The organism is Bacillus sp. C-3-6 (genome assembly GCF_054509685.1).
In genome coordinates this window covers 3,883,497-3,898,967 of the sequence record NZ_CM137247.1, presented here as the reverse complement: position 1 = coordinate 3,898,967, position 15,471 = coordinate 3,883,497, and the positions used below count along the sequence as shown (strand labels likewise).

General features: G+C 35.8%; 17 protein-coding genes. 11 read left to right on the top strand and 6 right to left on the bottom strand.

Annotation, left to right across the window (positions count from 1 at the left end):
- The first annotated feature begins 7 nt into the window (after positions 1–7).
- The 5 genes from ACW0JX_RS19885 to corA all read left to right on the top strand — a co-directional run bounded on the left by ACW0JX_RS19885 (position 8) and on the right by corA (position 5,460).
- Positions 8–751, top strand: a complete 744-nt coding sequence (locus tag ACW0JX_RS19885; RefSeq protein ID WP_140155618.1) for a FixH family protein — start codon at positions 8–10, stop codon at positions 749–751.
- A 354-nt stretch (positions 752–1,105) separates the two neighbouring features.
- The gene (deoB, locus tag ACW0JX_RS19880; protein ID WP_016080381.1) at positions 1,106–2,290 is read left to right on the top strand and encodes a phosphopentomutase; all 1,185 of its coding nucleotides are present in this window, start codon (positions 1,106–1,108) and stop codon (positions 2,288–2,290) included.
- A gap of 12 nt (positions 2,291–2,302) precedes the next feature.
- Positions 2,303–3,124, top strand: coding sequence for a purine-nucleoside phosphorylase (locus ACW0JX_RS19875; RefSeq protein ID WP_001078446.1), 822 nt, complete (start codon positions 2,303–2,305; stop codon positions 3,122–3,124).
- A 7-nt stretch (positions 3,125–3,131) separates the two neighbouring features.
- A complete protein-coding gene (locus tag ACW0JX_RS19870) occupies positions 3,132–4,436 on the top strand; it encodes a pyrimidine-nucleoside phosphorylase (RefSeq protein ID WP_459245020.1) in 1,305 nt (434 codons plus the stop codon).
- Between the two features lie 61 nt (positions 4,437–4,497).
- Positions 4,498–5,460: a magnesium/cobalt transporter CorA gene (gene corA, locus ACW0JX_RS19865; protein ID WP_002026281.1), complete on the top strand. Its 963-nt coding sequence runs from the start codon at positions 4,498–4,500 to the stop codon at positions 5,458–5,460.
- A gap of 32 nt (positions 5,461–5,492) precedes the next feature.
- Here the strand turns inward: corA and ACW0JX_RS19860 are convergent, their stop codons facing one another.
- Both ACW0JX_RS19860 and ACW0JX_RS19855 read right to left on the bottom strand, forming a co-directional pair.
- Positions 5,493–6,782, bottom strand: a complete 1,290-nt coding sequence (locus tag ACW0JX_RS19860; RefSeq protein WP_000676248.1) for an NCS2 family permease — start codon at positions 6,780–6,782, stop codon at positions 5,493–5,495.
- Between the two features lie 134 nt (positions 6,783–6,916).
- Positions 6,917–7,588 carry an SIMPL domain-containing protein gene (locus tag ACW0JX_RS19855; protein ID WP_001161449.1) on the bottom strand — a complete coding sequence of 224 codons (672 nt, stop codon included), beginning with the start codon at positions 7,586–7,588 and terminating at the stop codon, positions 6,917–6,919.
- A 159-nt stretch (positions 7,589–7,747) separates the two neighbouring features.
- Here ACW0JX_RS19855 and ACW0JX_RS19850 point away from each other — a divergent pair, with 159 nt between their 5' ends.
- Together ACW0JX_RS19850 and ACW0JX_RS19845 are read left to right on the top strand one after the other, a co-directional pair.
- On the top strand, positions 7,748–8,167 hold the full coding sequence (locus ACW0JX_RS19850) for a MarR family winged helix-turn-helix transcriptional regulator (protein ID WP_001003307.1): 420 nt from the start codon (positions 7,748–7,750) through the stop codon (positions 8,165–8,167).
- A gap of 99 nt (positions 8,168–8,266) precedes the next feature.
- Positions 8,267–8,812 carry a hypothetical protein gene (locus ACW0JX_RS19845; RefSeq protein WP_089171724.1) on the top strand — a complete coding sequence of 182 codons (546 nt, stop codon included), beginning with the start codon at positions 8,267–8,269 and terminating at the stop codon, positions 8,810–8,812.
- Between the two features lie 17 nt (positions 8,813–8,829).
- Here the strand turns inward: ACW0JX_RS19845 and ACW0JX_RS19840 are convergent, their stop codons facing one another.
- From ACW0JX_RS19840 to ACW0JX_RS19825, 4 genes are read right to left on the bottom strand one after another with little or no spacing between them, the layout of a single operon-like run.
- Entirely contained in the window at positions 8,830–9,915 is a 1,086-nt protein-coding gene (locus tag ACW0JX_RS19840) for an ABC-2 transporter permease (RefSeq protein WP_089171723.1), read from the bottom strand.
- A gap of 12 nt (positions 9,916–9,927) precedes the next feature.
- Positions 9,928–10,995, bottom strand: a complete 1,068-nt coding sequence (locus ACW0JX_RS19835) for an ABC transporter permease (protein WP_459245019.1) — start codon at positions 10,993–10,995, stop codon at positions 9,928–9,930.
- Entirely contained in the window at positions 10,985–11,866 is an 882-nt protein-coding gene (locus ACW0JX_RS19830) for an ABC transporter ATP-binding protein (protein WP_199716889.1), read from the bottom strand. Before ACW0JX_RS19830 ends, ACW0JX_RS19835 begins: the two co-directional genes overlap by 11 nt.
- Positions 11,832–12,251, bottom strand: coding sequence for a GntR family transcriptional regulator (locus tag ACW0JX_RS19825; protein WP_000548027.1), 420 nt, complete (start codon positions 12,249–12,251; stop codon positions 11,832–11,834). The genes ACW0JX_RS19830 and ACW0JX_RS19825 overlap by 35 nt, the downstream gene beginning before the upstream one ends.
- A gap of 166 nt (positions 12,252–12,417) precedes the next feature.
- Between ACW0JX_RS19825 and dacF the strand changes: the two genes are divergently transcribed.
- From dacF to sigF, 4 genes are all read left to right on the top strand, one after another.
- Entirely contained in the window at positions 12,418–13,608 is a 1,191-nt protein-coding gene (gene dacF, locus ACW0JX_RS19820; protein WP_000831997.1) for a serine-type D-Ala-D-Ala carboxypeptidase DacF, read from the top strand.
- A 169-nt stretch (positions 13,609–13,777) separates the two neighbouring features.
- The gene (gene spoIIAA / locus ACW0JX_RS19815) at positions 13,778–14,128 is read left to right on the top strand and encodes an anti-sigma F factor antagonist (RefSeq protein ID WP_000059135.1); all 351 of its coding nucleotides are present in this window, start codon (positions 13,778–13,780) and stop codon (positions 14,126–14,128) included.
- On the top strand, positions 14,129–14,569 hold the full coding sequence (gene spoIIAB / locus ACW0JX_RS19810) for an anti-sigma F factor (RefSeq protein WP_001243398.1): 441 nt from the start codon (positions 14,129–14,131) through the stop codon (positions 14,567–14,569). It abuts the gene before it with no gap.
- Positions 14,570–14,581: 12 nt separating this feature from the next.
- The gene (sigF, locus tag ACW0JX_RS19805; protein WP_000350729.1) at positions 14,582–15,340 is read left to right on the top strand and encodes an RNA polymerase sporulation sigma factor SigF; all 759 of its coding nucleotides are present in this window, start codon (positions 14,582–14,584) and stop codon (positions 15,338–15,340) included.
- Positions 15,341–15,471: the final 131 nt, after the last annotated feature.

Here is a 15,471-nt window from a genome sequence, read left to right as displayed (position 1 = left end):
GGAAATGATGATGAAAAAACTGATTATAACTTTATTTATCGCGATGCTAGCGTTGGCTGGCTGTAATACAAACAAAGAAGAACCGAAAAAAGAACAGAAACTTGAAGCTATAAAAGTAGCAGTCCAAACAAATCCGAAAGAAATTAAACCAGGTGAAAAAACAGAAGTACAAGCACTTGTTACACAAGGAAAAGAAAGAGTAACGGATGCTGATGACGTAAAGTTTGAAATTTGGAAAGATGGCGACGAGAAACACGAGATGTTAGATGGTAAGCATAAAGGAAAAGGTGTTTATGCAGTCGAGAAAACATTTGAAACTGATGGAGTATATCATATTATTCCTCATACAAATGCACGCGATATGCACGTTATGCCAGAAGAAAAAGTTGCTGTAGGAAATGCGAAAGTAGAAGATGCAAAAAAAGGAAATAGCAATCACAGTGCAGGACATGGAGATCATAAAAGTGACACAATGATCCATCTTATGGCTGGAGACATAAAGGCAAATGCTGAATCTACAATGAAAGTTCATTTAAAGCAAAAAGAAGAAGCATTAACTGGTGCTGAAGTACAACTAGAGATTTGGAAAGATGGTGTTGCAAAACACGAATTTATTCCAGCGAAAGAAGGAAATAAAGGAGAGTATGAAACGAAACATACTTTCAAAGAGAACGGCTCTTACAAAGTGAAAGTGCATGTAAGAAAAGGCGAATTGCATGAACATAAAGAAGAAACAATAGAAGTAAAATAAAAAGTAGCTCTTTAGAGCTACTTTTTATTTTTGTTATGAAGAAATAAATCATAAAAAAATTAGCACTTCGTTGCAGAATGGATTACAATAGAAGTGTGAAGAAAATGAGAAATTCTACGAAAATGTATTAAAAAGAAAGCGTAAACATGTTATGATATCAATATCAGATGTCTGACATCTGACTTAGAAAAAACTAGAAATGTTTTTGAATCGTTTCAAGTAAACGAAATAGGTTAGAAAATGATTTAAAGAAGTACTGTTTGACGATGAGAATTCTTATGGATAACAGTTTCACTTTATAGCGTTTTGAACATACTACAAGAAGTAGAACTGAACTTATAGGAGGTCGCAGTTATGAATAAATATAAACGTATATTCCTAGTCGTAATGGACTCTGTGGGAATCGGTGAAGCACCAGATGCTGAGCAATTTGGTGATTTAGGGTCTGACACAATTGGTCACATTGCTGAACATATGAATGGTTTACAAATGCCTAACATGGTGAAATTAGGTCTTGGTAACATTCGTGAAATGAAAGGTATCTCTAAAGTAGAGAAACCACTTGGATATTACACAAAAATGCAAGAGAAATCTACTGGTAAAGATACAATGACAGGTCACTGGGAAATCATGGGCCTTTACATTGATACACCATTCCAAGTGTTCCCGGAAGGATTCCCGAAAGAATTACTTGATGAATTAGAAGAAAAAACAGGCCGTAAAATTATCGGTAATAAGCCAGCTTCTGGAACTGAGATTCTTGATGAACTTGGTCAAGAGCAAATGGAAACAGGCTCTTTAATCGTTTATACTTCTGCTGATAGCGTATTGCAAATTGCAGCACACGAAGAAGTAGTGCCACTTGATGAGTTATATAAAATCTGTAAAATTGCACGTGAATTAACATTAGATGAGAAGTACATGGTAGGGCGTGTTATTGCTCGTCCATTCGTTGGTAAACCTGGAAACTTTACACGTACACCAAACCGTCATGACTATGCATTAAAACCATTCGGTCGTACAGTAATGAATGAATTAAAAGATAGTGACTACGATGTAATTGCTATCGGTAAAATCTCTGATATTTATGATGGTGAAGGGGTAACTGAATCACTTCGTACGAAGTCTAACATGGATGGAATGGATAAGCTTGTAGATACATTAAATATGGACTTTACAGGTCTTAGCTTCTTAAACTTAGTTGACTTTGATGCATTATTCGGCCACCGCCGTGATCCACAAGGATACGGAGAAGCTCTGCAAGAATATGATGCACGTCTTCCAGAAGTATTCGCAAAACTAAAAGAAGATGATCTATTATTAATTACAGCAGACCACGGTAATGATCCAATTCACCCTGGTACTGACCATACACGTGAATATGTACCATTATTAGCATATAGCCCAAGCATGAAAGAAGGCGGACAAGAGTTACCACTTCGTCAAACATTTGCTGATATTGGTGCAACAGTAGCAGAAAACTTCGGTGTGAAAATGCCAGAATACGGAACAAGCTTCTTAAACGAGCTAAAGAAATAGGGGGATAAACAAATGAATCGTGAACTTATTACAAAATCAGCTTCATACTTAAAAGAGAAATTTCAAGAGACACCACAAGTAGGACTAATCCTTGGATCAGGACTAGGTGTATTAGCAGACGAAATTGAGAATGCAGTAACAGTACCTTACAGTGAAATCCCTGAATTCCCAGTATCAACTGTAGAAGGCCATGCAGGTCAACTAGTATTTGGTACACTTCAAGGTGTAACAGTAGTAGCAATGCAAGGACGTTTCCACTTCTATGAAGGATACGACATGCAAAAAGTAACATTCCCAGTTCGTGTTATGAAAGAACTAGGTGTAGAAACAGTAGTTGTAACAAACGCAGCTGGTGGTGTAAATACATCATTTGAGCCAGGCGATCTTATGTTAATTTCAGACCACATTAACTTCATGGGTACGAATCCATTAATCGGACCGAATGATTCTGAAATGGGCGTACGTTTCCCTGATATGTCTACATCATATACAGTAGAACTTCGCGAAATGGCGAAACAAGTTGCAGCAGACTTAAATATTAAAGTACAAGAAGGTGTATACGTAGGAATGACAGGTCCTGTATATGAAACACCTGCTGAAATTCGTATGCTTCGTACACTTGGCGGAGATGCAGTTGGTATGTCAACAGTACCTGAAGTAATTGTAGCGCGTCACGCTGGTATGAAAGTATTAGGTATTTCTTGTATTTCAAATATGGCAGCTGGTATTTTAGATCAACCACTTCACCACGATGAAGTAATTGAAACGACAGAACGTGTTAAAGCTAACTTCTTAGCATTAGTAAAAGCAATCGTAAAACAAATGAAGGGGTGACTTCACAATGAGAATGGTGGACCTAATTGCAAAAAAACGTGACGGACATGCATTAACGACAGAAGAAATTAACTTTATTGTTGAAGGATATACAAATGGTGATATTCCTGATTATCAAGTAAGTTCACTTGCAATGGCAATTTTCTTCCAAGATATGAACGATCAAGAGCGTGCTGATTTAACGATGGCAATGGTAAATAGCGGTGATACAATCAACTTATCAGCTATTGAAGGTGTAAAAGTAGATAAGCATTCGACAGGTGGTGTTGGTGATACAACGACACTTGTATTAGGTCCATTAGTAGCTGCTTTAGGTGTACCAGTAGCGAAAATGTCTGGACGCGGTTTAGGACATACTGGTGGTACAATTGATAAATTAGAAGCAGTTCCAGGATTCCATGTGGAAATTGAAAACGATGAATTCATGCGTCTTGTAAATGAAAACAAAATCGCTGTTATCGGCCAAAGTGGTAACTTAACACCTGCTGATAAAAAGTTATATGCACTTCGTGATGTAACAGCAACAGTAAACTCAATTCCGCTTATTGCAAGTTCGATTATGAGTAAAAAAATTGCTGCTGGTGCAGATGCAATTGTTCTTGATGTAAAAACTGGAGCAGGTGCATTTATGAAAACGGATGAAGATGCAAAACGTTTAGCAGAAGCAATGGTACGCATCGGTAATAACGTTGGTCGTAATACGATGGCAGTTATTTCTGATATGAGTCAACCACTCGGTGAAGCTATCGGTAACGCATTAGAAGTACAAGAAGCAATTGATACATTACAAGGTAAAGGGCCGAAAGATTTAGAAGAGCTATGTTTAACACTTGGAAGTCAAATGGTGTACCTTGCTGGACAAGCTTCATCTTTAGAAGATGCACGTGAAAAGCTAATTGAAGTAATGAACAACGGAAAAGCGCTAGAATCATTTAAAACGTTCTTATCAGCGCAAGGCGGCGACGCATCTGTTGTTGATGACCCTTCTAAATTGCCACAAGCACAATTTAAAATTGAAGTGGAAGCGAAAGAAGACGGATATGTATCAGAAATCGTTGCAGACGAAATCGGAACAGCAGCAATGCTTTTAGGAGCAGGACGTGCAACGAAAGAGTCTGAAATTGATTTAGCAGTTGGTCTAATGCTGCGCAAAAAAGTAGGCGATGGCGTGAAGCAAGGTGAATCCCTTGTTACAATTTACGCAAACCGCGAAAATGTTGAAGATGTAAAAGCGAAAATTTATGAGAACATGAAGATCTCTAAAGAACACGTAGATGCACCAACTTTAGTACACGGTATCGTAACGAAGTAATAAAAAAAAGCTGAGGAGATTTCTCCTTGGCTTTTTTTACTATTTTTTGTTTATAATAATAATGGGTGAAATTATGATTAGAATTTGTGCAGTAACAAAAACAGATGAAGTATTATATGATGTTTCTCTAGAAGAAACAAAGAAAGACCATATTGTATGGTATTGGCTAGATTTATATAAGCCAACGAAAGAAGAGTATACATATATTCTGCAAGACCATTTTAAGTTCCATCCCCTTGCAATTGAAGACTGTCTAGAATATGTACAGAGGCCAAAAGTTGATTTTTATGATGGATATAACTTTTTAGTTCTTCACGCGTTTGGAGAAGATGGGCTAGAACCACATGAAATTGATTTGTTTGTTAGTGATCGCTATATTGTTTCTTTCCATTTTTCTCATAATAATGCAATTGAAAGAGTATGGAAAACACTTGGTGAGAAGAGGCGGATTAAGAAAGGACCTTTACATGTAGCACATACGATCACTGATCAAATTGTAGATGATTATTTCGCACCTGTATATTACATTGAAGATCATTTAAATGCGATTGATGATAATTTAACAGGTGAGACAGCAGGAGCCGTACTAGAGGAAGTATTTGATATTAGGGCAGATTTATCTAAGTTAAGACGTACAATTATTCCAATGCGTGATTTATTGTATCGTATTTTGAATTCCACTCGTTTTTACGGTATAAGTGATCATGAGATTTATTTTAAAGATATACATGATCATTTACTTAAACTTACGGAAATGATTGAGGCAAGTCGAGAGTTAACGGCGGATATTCGGGATAGTTATTTTTCATTAAACTCACATCATATGAATAACATTATGAAAACATTAACTGTATTCTCGACTATTTTCATGCCATTAACATTTATTGCGGGAGTATATGGAATGAACTTTACGCATATGCCAGAGCTTGGTGGACAATATAGTTATTTTATTTGTCTTCTTCTAATGGCATTAATTGGCGGCGGAATGATGGCCTGGTTTTATAAAAAAGGATGGTTTAAGTAAAAAAACACCGAGGATTTCCCCGGTGTTTTTTCTTAACCAATAGCATGTAATACAAACATAGCTAAGAATAAGCATGTAATGATATACATAGATGGTGCGACTTCTTTACGCTTTCCAAGAGCAACTTTTAAGATAGGGTAAGCAATAAATCCGAACGCAATGCCATCAGCGATACTATATGTGAGCGGGATCATGACGATAATTAAGAACGCTGGAAATCCTTCTGAAAAATCGTTCAGAGGAATTTGCTGAATGCTTGTAATCATCAGGCCGCCAATAATAATTAAGATTGGTGCAATGGCACTATCAGGAATTAGTTTGACAAACGGAAGTGCAAACAATGATGCAAAGAATAACAACCCCGTAACGATAGACGTCAGACCTGTCTTTCCGCCTGCAGTAATACCTGCGGCACTCTCTACTGTTGATACGGTAGGGCTTGTGCCAAATAGACCACATGTCATTGCTGAAATTGCATTGGCTTGGTAAGCACGTGGGAATTTACGGTCATCTTCTAATAAACCGTGCAGAAGTCCCATGTTCTCAAAAATAAGCACCATGCTTAAGGAGAATGTTGCAATCCAAAACGGTAAGGAAGAAAGTTTGCCAAATGACATAGCTCCAAACACATCGCCGTAATTAGCGAATGAGAATGAACTATTTCCGATTTGACTTGTATCAACAAGGCCAAATAGCCATGCAATACCAGTTCCTATTGCAATCGTCCATAAAAAGTTTCCACGTACGTTACGAATAAATAGTACAAGTGCAACGATAAGAGTAAGCACGGTCGCAAGAACGACAGGGTTACTTAATTTACCCATTGCAACAGCAGTATTTGGGTTCGAAACGACTAAACCACCTTTTTGCAATCCGATAAACGCTAAAAATAATCCGATGCCGACAGTAATTGCTTCTTTTAATGACTTTGGAATTGATACTGATAGCACGCGAGCGATTGGTGTAAAAGCGGCAATTGCAAAAATAATACCAGAGATAAAGACAGCAGCTAATGCTTCTTGCCAAGTTAGTCCAAGCGTATGCACAGCTGTGTACGTGAAGAATGCATTTACACCCATACCAGGGACAAGAATAGCAGGTGCATTTGCCCAAAATGCCATGAGTAGACATCCGACAAATGAACTGAAAACAGTTGCTAAAATTCCAGCTTCAAGAGGAATGCCAGCATCGGATAAAATTGACGCATTTACAATCATAATATATACGATCGTGAAAAATGACGTAACTCCAGCTAAAACTTCTTGTTTTGGTGATGTTTCGTGTAAACCTAATTTAAATGTTCTTTCAAGTATTCCTTTCATGTTAAACCTTCTTTTTCATATCCCTCTCCCACCCGTGATATCTCTTTCGTAAGAGCTCACCGTCCTTTATTATATCAGAACATCATGTTTTTACAACAAGGAAAATGATAACGTTTACTTATAAATGAAATTATTTATAAATACGTAAAAATTGCCCGTATTGTTGAAATAATTTCTAATTCTCCCGATTGAATAGGTGGAGCTGCTTGCGCATGTAAAGTAGCATAAGACGTAACCTCCCTTGGTAATTGGGCAGATTCTTCAACGAATGAGAGGGGAACAGGATTAATATTTAAATTATATGTACTCGCAATAGCACGAGCTTTTTCTACTGCCTGGTGCAGAGCTTGAATGAGAGCTTGCTCATAATATTTATTTGGATGAGATACTCGGAAACGTAAACCTTTTGCTACATTTGCGCCATTTGAAACGGCTATATCATATACTTCCCCAGCTTTTTGTACATTTAAAACGGTAATTTCATACAAATGCTCTACACGGTATCCTTGTAGCAATGCTTTATCATTTACATATTCGTATTGAGGAGTAATTGTATAAGAAATCGTCTCTATATCTTTATCGGCAATACCAAGCTGTTTAAGTGCATCCAGCAATTGTTTGGATTGCACTGCATTTTCTTCTTGAGCCTGTTTTACATTTTTATCATCTGTTCGAATGCCGAGTGTTAATATAACAACATTCGGTTTTGCTTTTACAACACCTTCTCCTTGTACAGTAATAGTAGCTTCTTTACCAGTATTAGCAGTGCGTACGTTGTGTAAATAAGGATTCATTCCACCCTGCATTTTCCATCACCATCCTTTTTATATGTATATGTGTGAACAAAAAAGAAATTTATATGAAAAAAGTTACATAAATGAGAATGTTGAGGAAAGAAAGCATATACAACATAGGTATTTATAGATTATAATATGTGTAAATATGATAAAAAAGGGACGAGGCTATTGAACGAAAAAAGAGAAACGCTGATTTTAGATTTATCTGCATCATTTCGAAAAATGATACGTTTATTACAAAATGATATTAATACACGTTTTGCAGAACATATGCCATATAATGAATTTTCTGTATTACGTGCGTTATTTTTAAACAGTCCACAGATGGCTTCGCAAATTGCGAGTGAAGTAAACGTAACCTCCAGTCATATTACAGCTGTTACAGATCGTCTCGTACGAAAAGGATTAGTAGAAAGAAAACGTTCTAATTCAGATCGTCGAATCGTGTACTTAGAAATTACAGAGCACGGAAGAGAAGTAACTGAAAAACTTGAAGCTGTGCGTAAAGAATATTATAAAGAGAGATTTAAAGGTTGGAGCGACCAAGAAATAGAAATGGTCTTAGAACTATTTGGCCGCGTATTATAATAAATGAGGATAGGAAGCGAAAGCACTCCTATCCTTTTTCTTTTGAATAAAAATATTTTGAAACTCCGATACTTTAATTAAAAGATCGGAGGAAAGATTATGAAATATATTGCTGCACTTACCATTTTATTTGGTTGTTTTTTCTGTTTTCAAACATTCACGTACGCAGATACGCCTATCCAAGTGGTGCGAAAAGAAGTGAAGTACATCGAAAACGATAATACAGTCTTATATTCAAAATTATGGGTTCGTTCTATGCAAAACGCAGTATTATTCCACCATAGCGATAATATTCGTAATCGGGACACATTACGTAATGTAACAAGTTCATCGCTTGTTAAAGCGAAGCAACTATCTTTTCAGAAAGCAGCACTTTATATACCGAGACTATCGCAATACGTATCAAAAATAGGGAAAGAAAACATTCAAGTGTACTACATTGCGATTCACTATAATGTGAAAAAAGAAAATGCATATCAATTAGATGGCATGAACTATTTTCTACAAGTATTCGTAAAAGAGCGTGGGGAATGGAAAATTGCCGAAAGTGTAGTTGCACCGACAGAGCAAATTGTGCAAAATGGTGATGGATTTGGGATGAAAGAAGAGATGGTGTATGGGGATAGGAGAGAGAATGTGAAATAACCTCCTTTTAAAGGAGGTTATTTCACACGCCAAGAAAATTTAAATTTTAATAAGCGAGATAATAGTAGGTAGACTATCGTACTGGTCCCTATAAAACCAATATAATAATTTAAGATAGAACGACTTCCGCCCGCTGCCATTCCTCCAAACATTCCAATAAAGATTACACAACATATCATACATAGTGTTTTAAGCTTCGGATATAAGAGAAAGTTTCCGTTTTGTTCATTAGGTGATCTTGTATATAAGTACATTCCTAAAGGGAATAGAATAAGTATATTTGCAATTGGACCGGTAAGTTTTGTTGCTGAAGGAATATACGTAAAATTAGGTTCATCATGACGTACGCCTTGTTGATCAGTATAAGCACGTTGAGGATCGTAATTAAAATTAATATTGAATCCACGAACGGGCGCTAAAATACTCATTTTTTCTATTACTGAACCGTAACGATCTACATTTTCCTCCGTATAGACGGTATGATTGGAGGTAAGTCCAACCGTATGAATAGAAATAGCTCCGGCAATTAGAGTCGGCAAAATAAAAGGGAATCCAAGTATAGCAACACTGAAGAATCCTTGTGAAATCATATTACCAGCAATTGTTCCTATGCATAATGCAAGTGTATATATAGCAATTAAGATGATAACCATGTACAAGAAGTAAGTATGAAATGGTGAAAATATTTGATACTTATTATGAAAGGTTGTCTTTTTCATAATAGCAAAAAGTCCCCAATTTAGTATAACGATAGCTACAATATTACACACACCAAAAAGCCATTTCGTTATGAAGAGATGTTTTCGTTTAAATGGCATAGACCATAAAATGTCACTTGATTCATTTTGACGTTCCCATCCAATAAGAATGCAGGCTAATATAATAAGGAGTCCTCCTTGAACCATGATAGCATCGGGAAGTGAAAGTTGATAATAGTATCGGTATATATATTTCCATTCATTATGTTCATGAAAATATTTTAATTGCTCGGCAGCTGCTAAATAGTATTTATATGATAGTACATAAAAACTTACTAACCAAAATAGCCAAACAATATATTTACTTTGTTTGTAGGTATGCACCCATAATGCTTTTTGAAACATAGGATCTCTCCTTTAAAAAACTTTATAGTTTGTAAGACGTGATAATATAAAATAAGTGACGATTCCAAATAAAAAGAATCCAACATAGTAACTAAATAATAAATCAAAACTTTTTAACATTTGCCCACCTATTAATGCAAAATAAAAGGTAGTACACCACATCCAGAGTGAGTTGTATTTTGGAAAAAGGAAAATTTTCTTATTATGTTCATTAGGTGACCTTGCATAGAGAAACATCCCAATAAGCAAACTGAAAATTGTATAGAAGATAGGAACAAGTATTATTTTTGCAGAGTAATAACTATGAAAAGTAGGTCCCCTTTGTATTACTTTTCCATGATCTTCATCTGATTGGGCAGTAGGGTGGTAATTATAACTAATTGAAAAGTCTAATATAGCGCTTGAAATGTTGGTTTTTTTATTGAATTTATAAGCGTTTTCGAAACTTGTATAACTTTTATTTTCGTGTATTGCTTCAGCATGAGCTGTAAAGAAAAGGAGTAAGAGTGAAAAGATTCCCATTCCCATTATGCAAAAAGTAATGCTGAAGATGCTTTGTGAAATAATACTGCCAGTAAATGTACCTATACATAAAGAGACAGTATAGATAGCGATATATGTGAAAATTGCATACAAGAAATATCGATGAAACGGTTCGAAAGATTGATATTCAAAGTGAATCGTAGATTTATAAATAAAATACATAAGACCCCAATTGATTAGAAATGATAGTACAATGAAAAATCCACCGAAAACCCACTTCGATAAGAACATATCACGTCTTTTAAATGGAAATGTCATAAGTGAATCTCCATTTTGATTACTTCGCTCCCAGCCAATTAATATACAGGATAGGATAATTGTAATAATACTTAACCAAAAGCTATTAGAAGAATGAAAAGAATAATGATAGTAGAACTTTTCTTCACCTATTTTTTCTGGATGGAGAAAGAGAGACTGTTGAGTTTCTGCTGCTTGATAGTATTCGAAAGATAAAAAATAAAGTGAACTGAAGAGAAAAAGTAACACAGCATATTTCCCGCGCTTCCAATTCCACATCCACAACGCCTTATGAAACATACCCATCCTCCTCCAGTGTCGTGACGAAGACATCTTCAAGTGACATTGTTAATTCTTCAATGAGTATAGGTTGCTCTTTATAAAACTTCTCCAGTGTTGTAGCTACATTTCCCTCAATTAAGATTGTATATACTTTTCCTGTTTGATTTAATATTTTAATATTGCTTAAGTTTTCTAGTTTTTGAGGTAATGATCGTTCATAAGCAACTTGAATTTTAGCAAATTGTGATTTTGCATCGTCTAGCGATGTAATAGAAGATACGGTATGTCCTTTTAACATAATGATTGTATCTGCAATTTGTTCAACTTCATCTAAATGATGGGTAGATATGAAAATGGTAATCTCTTTTTCTGCAACTTCTCCAACGAGAAACTGTAAAATCTGTCTTTTAACGATAGGATCAAGTCCATTTGTCGGTTCATCTAAAATAATATATTCTGCTTTTGCAGCAACAGCTAAAATGATGGCAAGCAGTGCTTTCATTCCTTTTGAATAACTACGAATTCGTTTATTTGGTAAGTTGAAATGTTCTAGTAGTTCATAGAAATATGGTTCATCAAATGCTGTATAAACTGATTTATAAAACTTCACGATTTCTTTTACTGTATAACCGTTCAGTATGTTAGTAGAATCCGGAACATATACGATTTTTTGTTTCGTTTCAGGATTTTTATGGATGTCGATATCCTCATATGTAACAGTTCCCTCGTCTGGGTCTAAAATGCCGACCATCGTTCGTAATAAAGTTGTTTTTCCCGCGCCGTTTCTTCCAAGTAATCCGACGATACTACCTTTTTGTAATGTGAAAGAAACATCGTCTAAAATTGTTTGATTATCAATTGTTTTCTTCAAGCTTGTCACTTTCAACATCCGTATTCCCTCCAATCTCTTTATAGTATGAATCTATCCAATCATGAATTTTATCTTTCGTAATACCAAGATAAGAGGCTTCTAATAGTAATTGATGAAATTGCTTTTCAACCATAGCGATTTTCCTTTCGTCTAATGTTGGGGTAATCGATTGGGATACAAATGTTCCTTTTCCTCGTAACGTTTCAATAATTCCTTGTCGCTCTAACTCTTGATACGCTTTACTCACTGTATTTGGATTTATAACGAGTAAAGAAGCGAGTTCGCGTACAGAAGGAAGTTTATCACTTGGAGCCAACATGTTTTTCAATACGAGTTCTTTTATATTTTGAACAATTTGTTCCCATATCGGAGTGTTGCTTCTTGGGTCAAGTTGAATATGCAAGAGCAATGTCTCCTTCCTCATATGTATTAAGTGTACTAATATGCGTAATACACTTAATACAATATAGGGGGCGAATGTATTTGTCAACTGAAAATAATAGAAAAAATTGGTATTAAAAAAGGGGGAATTGGAAAAAATAGGTCTGATATAGAATGGAGGGTTAGTCATGAAGCGAGTTTTTGGAATACTTGTTTGTTTCATGTTATTGCTTTCTGGAACTTCAGTGAGTTTTGCGCAATCTGAAAAAACGAAGCAGGAGAAAACAGAAGAAACAACGCCGAAGTTAGCGGAACAAGCGTCGTCAGCAATCGTAATTGAGCAAGATACAGGTAAAGTTTTATTTGATAAAAACCCAAATGAAAAATTACCACCTGCTAGTATGACAAAGATTATGACAATGCTTTTAATTATGGAACAAGTTGAAAAAGGAAAACTAAAACTGACCGATAAAGTTAGAGCAAGCGAACATGCAGCTTCAATGGGTGGATCGCAAATCTTTTTAGAACCTGGGGAAGAGATGACTGTAAATGAGATGTTAAAGGGTATTGCAATTGCATCTGGAAATGACGCATCTGTTGCAGTAGCCGAGCACATCGCAGGTTCAGAAGAAGGATTTGTAAATATGATGAACAAAAAGGCGAAAGATTTAGGGCTGAAAAATACACATTTTCAAAACCCAACAGGTCTTCCGGCCAAAGACCATTATTCGACAGCAAATGATATGGCTATAATGGCGAGAGAATTGATGAAGTATCCACTTATTCGTAAATACACAGGTAAGTACGAAGATTATTTACGTGAAGATACGGATAAAAAGTTTTGGCTCGTTAATACGAATAAACTAGTACGTTTTTATCCTGGCGTAGATGGAGTAAAAACAGGTTTTACGACAGAAGCGAAATATTGTTTAACAGCATCGGCTGAAAAAAATGGTATGCGTGTCATTTCAGTTGTCATGGGAGCACCAACATCAAAAGAACGGAACAACCAAGTGACAAAGCTTCTTGACTATGCATTTGGACAATATATGACAAAGAAATTGTATACGCGCGGCGAAAAAATTAAGACAGTTCAAGTAGGAAAAGGGAAAAAAGAAAAAGTAGATTTAGTTGCGTCAGATAATGTTTCTCTTCTTATGAAGAAGGGCGAGAATATGGACAAGGTAAAACAAGAAGTAATTGCTGAAAAGAAAGTAAAAGCACCGATTAAAAAAGGTGACGCGCTTGGCACCCTTGTTATAAAAAAAGATAAAGATGTTTTATTAAAACAAACAATTATAGCAAAAGAAGATGTTGCTGCAGCGAGCTGGTGGGAGTTATTTAAAAGAAGTTTTGGGATGTTTTCAACATCAAAATAGCGGCAAATATTTTGCCGCTTTTCTATTCGTATGTAAGTGAATAATGCTGAAAGGTTTCACTTTATGACGAAATAGTTCTTCTTTTGTCAGCAGGAAGGATTCTTATTTTATATCACGAAAATCTTTATGTATGTGAATAAGTAAAGTTTGAGCATAAGGAGGAAATCGTGTGAGTCTTTCCATGCAATTAGAAGTAAAACGTGACGTCCTATGTGTGAGACTAGAGGGTGAATTAGATCATCATACGGCTGAAGAGTTGCGAACGAAAGTAACAGATATGATTGAGACACATGGTGTTCATCATATTGTTTTGAGCCTAGAGAACTTATCGTTTATGGATAGTTCTGGTCTAGGTGTTATATTAGGCCGATATAAACACGTAAAGGGATTAGGTGGAGAAATGGTTGTTTGTGCAATTTCACCGCCTGTTAAGCGTTTATTTGAAATGTCGGGCTTATTCAAAATCGTTCGCTTAGAAGAAAGTGAAGCGCACGCGCTCGCGACGTTGGGGGTGGCATAGATGAGAAATGAAATGAACCTTCAATTTTCAGCATTAAGTCAAAATGAATCATTCGCTCGCGTTACAGTGGCGGCTTTCATTGCACAACTAGATCCAACGATGGAAGAATTAACGGAGATTAAAACAGTTGTGTCAGAAGCGGTTACAAATGCAATTATTCATGGATACGAAGGAAATGCAGAAGGTATTGTTTATATTTCTGTAATTTTGGAAGAAGCAATGGTGAAACTCACGATTCGAGATGAAGGGATTGGAATCTTTAACTTAGATGAAGCGAGACAACCCCTTTTTACAACTAAACCTGAATTAGAGCGTTCCGGAATGGGATTTACTATCATGGAAAATTTTATGGATGAAGTAGAAGTTATTTCAAACGAATCTTTCGGGACAACAATCCATTTGACAAAATACTTATCAAATAGTAACGCTCTATGCAATTAAGGAGAATAGCCTATGGACATAGAGGTCAAAAATGAGAAGAAGAAACCTCAGTTAAAGGACCACGAGCTAAAAGCGTTAATTCAAAAAAGTCAAGATGGAGATCAACAAGCGAGAGATACAATCGTTCAAAGTAATATGCGCCTCGTTTGGTCGGTTGTACAGCGGTTTCTTAATCGAGGATACGAACCAGACGACCTATTTCAAATTGGATGTATTGGGCTCTTGAAATCGGTAGATAAATTTGATTTATCTTTCGACGTGAAATTTTCAACATATGCAGTTCCAATGATTATTGGTGAAATACAACGTTTCTTACGCGATGATGGATCAGTGAAAGTTAGTAGGTCTTTAAAAGAAACAGGAAACAAAATTCGAAAGATGAGAGATGAGCTTTCGAAAGAATTCGGAAGGGCTCCAACGATTAATGAAGTGGCAGAGGCACTAGAACTAACGCCAGAGGAAGTTGTTCTAGCACAAGAAGCGAGCCGGGCGCCTTCATCTATACATGAAACTGTATATGAAAACGATGGAGATCCAATCACTATTTTAGATCAAATTGCAGATCAATCTGAAACGAAATGGTTCGATAAAATTGCTTTAAAAGAAGCGATTAGAGAACTAGATGAACGAGAGCGCTTAATTGTATACTTGCGTTACTATAAAGATCAAACTCAGTCAGAAGTAGCAGAGCGCATAGGCATTTCGCAAGTACAAGTTTCAAGACTTGAAAAGAAAATATTAAAACAGATGAAAGATCGAATAGACGAATAATTGTCTATTCGATTTTTTTATGCCGTTAATAGGAGAGAGATGTTAATTTTCGCAAAAATTAACAGAATTTATTGATAATTTAGTCAATTTAAAATATAATCCAAGTATGAACTTGTCATAAAGGGGGAAGG

Bases quoted from the DNA above. Each gene is read 5' to 3' on its own strand.
- ACW0JX_RS19885 (WP_140155618.1), top strand. From the start codon at position 8: ATGATGAAAAAACTGATTATAACTTTATTTATCGCGATGCTAGCGTTG.
- deoB (WP_016080381.1), top strand. From the start codon at position 1,106: ATGAATAAATATAAACGTATATTCCTAGTCGTAATGGACTCTGTGGGA.
- ACW0JX_RS19875 (WP_001078446.1), top strand. From the start codon at position 2,303: ATGAATCGTGAACTTATTACAAAATCAGCTTCATACTTAAAAGAGAAA.
- ACW0JX_RS19870 (WP_459245020.1), top strand. From the start codon at position 3,132: ATGAGAATGGTGGACCTAATTGCAAAAAAACGTGACGGACATGCATTA.
- corA (WP_002026281.1), top strand. From the start codon at position 4,498: ATGGGTGAAATTATGATTAGAATTTGTGCAGTAACAAAAACAGATGAA.
- ACW0JX_RS19860 (WP_000676248.1), bottom strand. From the start codon at position 6,782: ATGAAAGGAATACTTGAAAGAACATTTAAATTAGGTTTACACGAAACA.
- ACW0JX_RS19855 (WP_001161449.1), bottom strand. From the start codon at position 7,588: ATGCAGGGTGGAATGAATCCTTATTTACACAACGTACGCACTGCTAAT.
- ACW0JX_RS19845 (WP_089171724.1), top strand. From the start codon at position 8,267: ATGAAATATATTGCTGCACTTACCATTTTATTTGGTTGTTTTTTCTGT.
- ACW0JX_RS19840 (WP_089171723.1), bottom strand. From the start codon at position 9,915: ATGTTTCAAAAAGCATTATGGGTGCATACCTACAAACAAAGTAAATAT.
- ACW0JX_RS19835 (WP_459245019.1), bottom strand. From the start codon at position 10,995: ATGTTTCATAAGGCGTTGTGGATGTGGAATTGGAAGCGCGGGAAATAT.
- ACW0JX_RS19830 (WP_199716889.1), bottom strand. From the start codon at position 11,866: ATGTTGAAAGTGACAAGCTTGAAGAAAACAATTGATAATCAAACAATT.
- dacF (WP_000831997.1), top strand. From the start codon at position 12,418: ATGAAGCGAGTTTTTGGAATACTTGTTTGTTTCATGTTATTGCTTTCT.
- spoIIAB (WP_001243398.1), top strand. From the start codon at position 14,129: ATGAGAAATGAAATGAACCTTCAATTTTCAGCATTAAGTCAAAATGAA.
- sigF (WP_000350729.1), top strand. From the start codon at position 14,582: ATGGACATAGAGGTCAAAAATGAGAAGAAGAAACCTCAGTTAAAGGAC.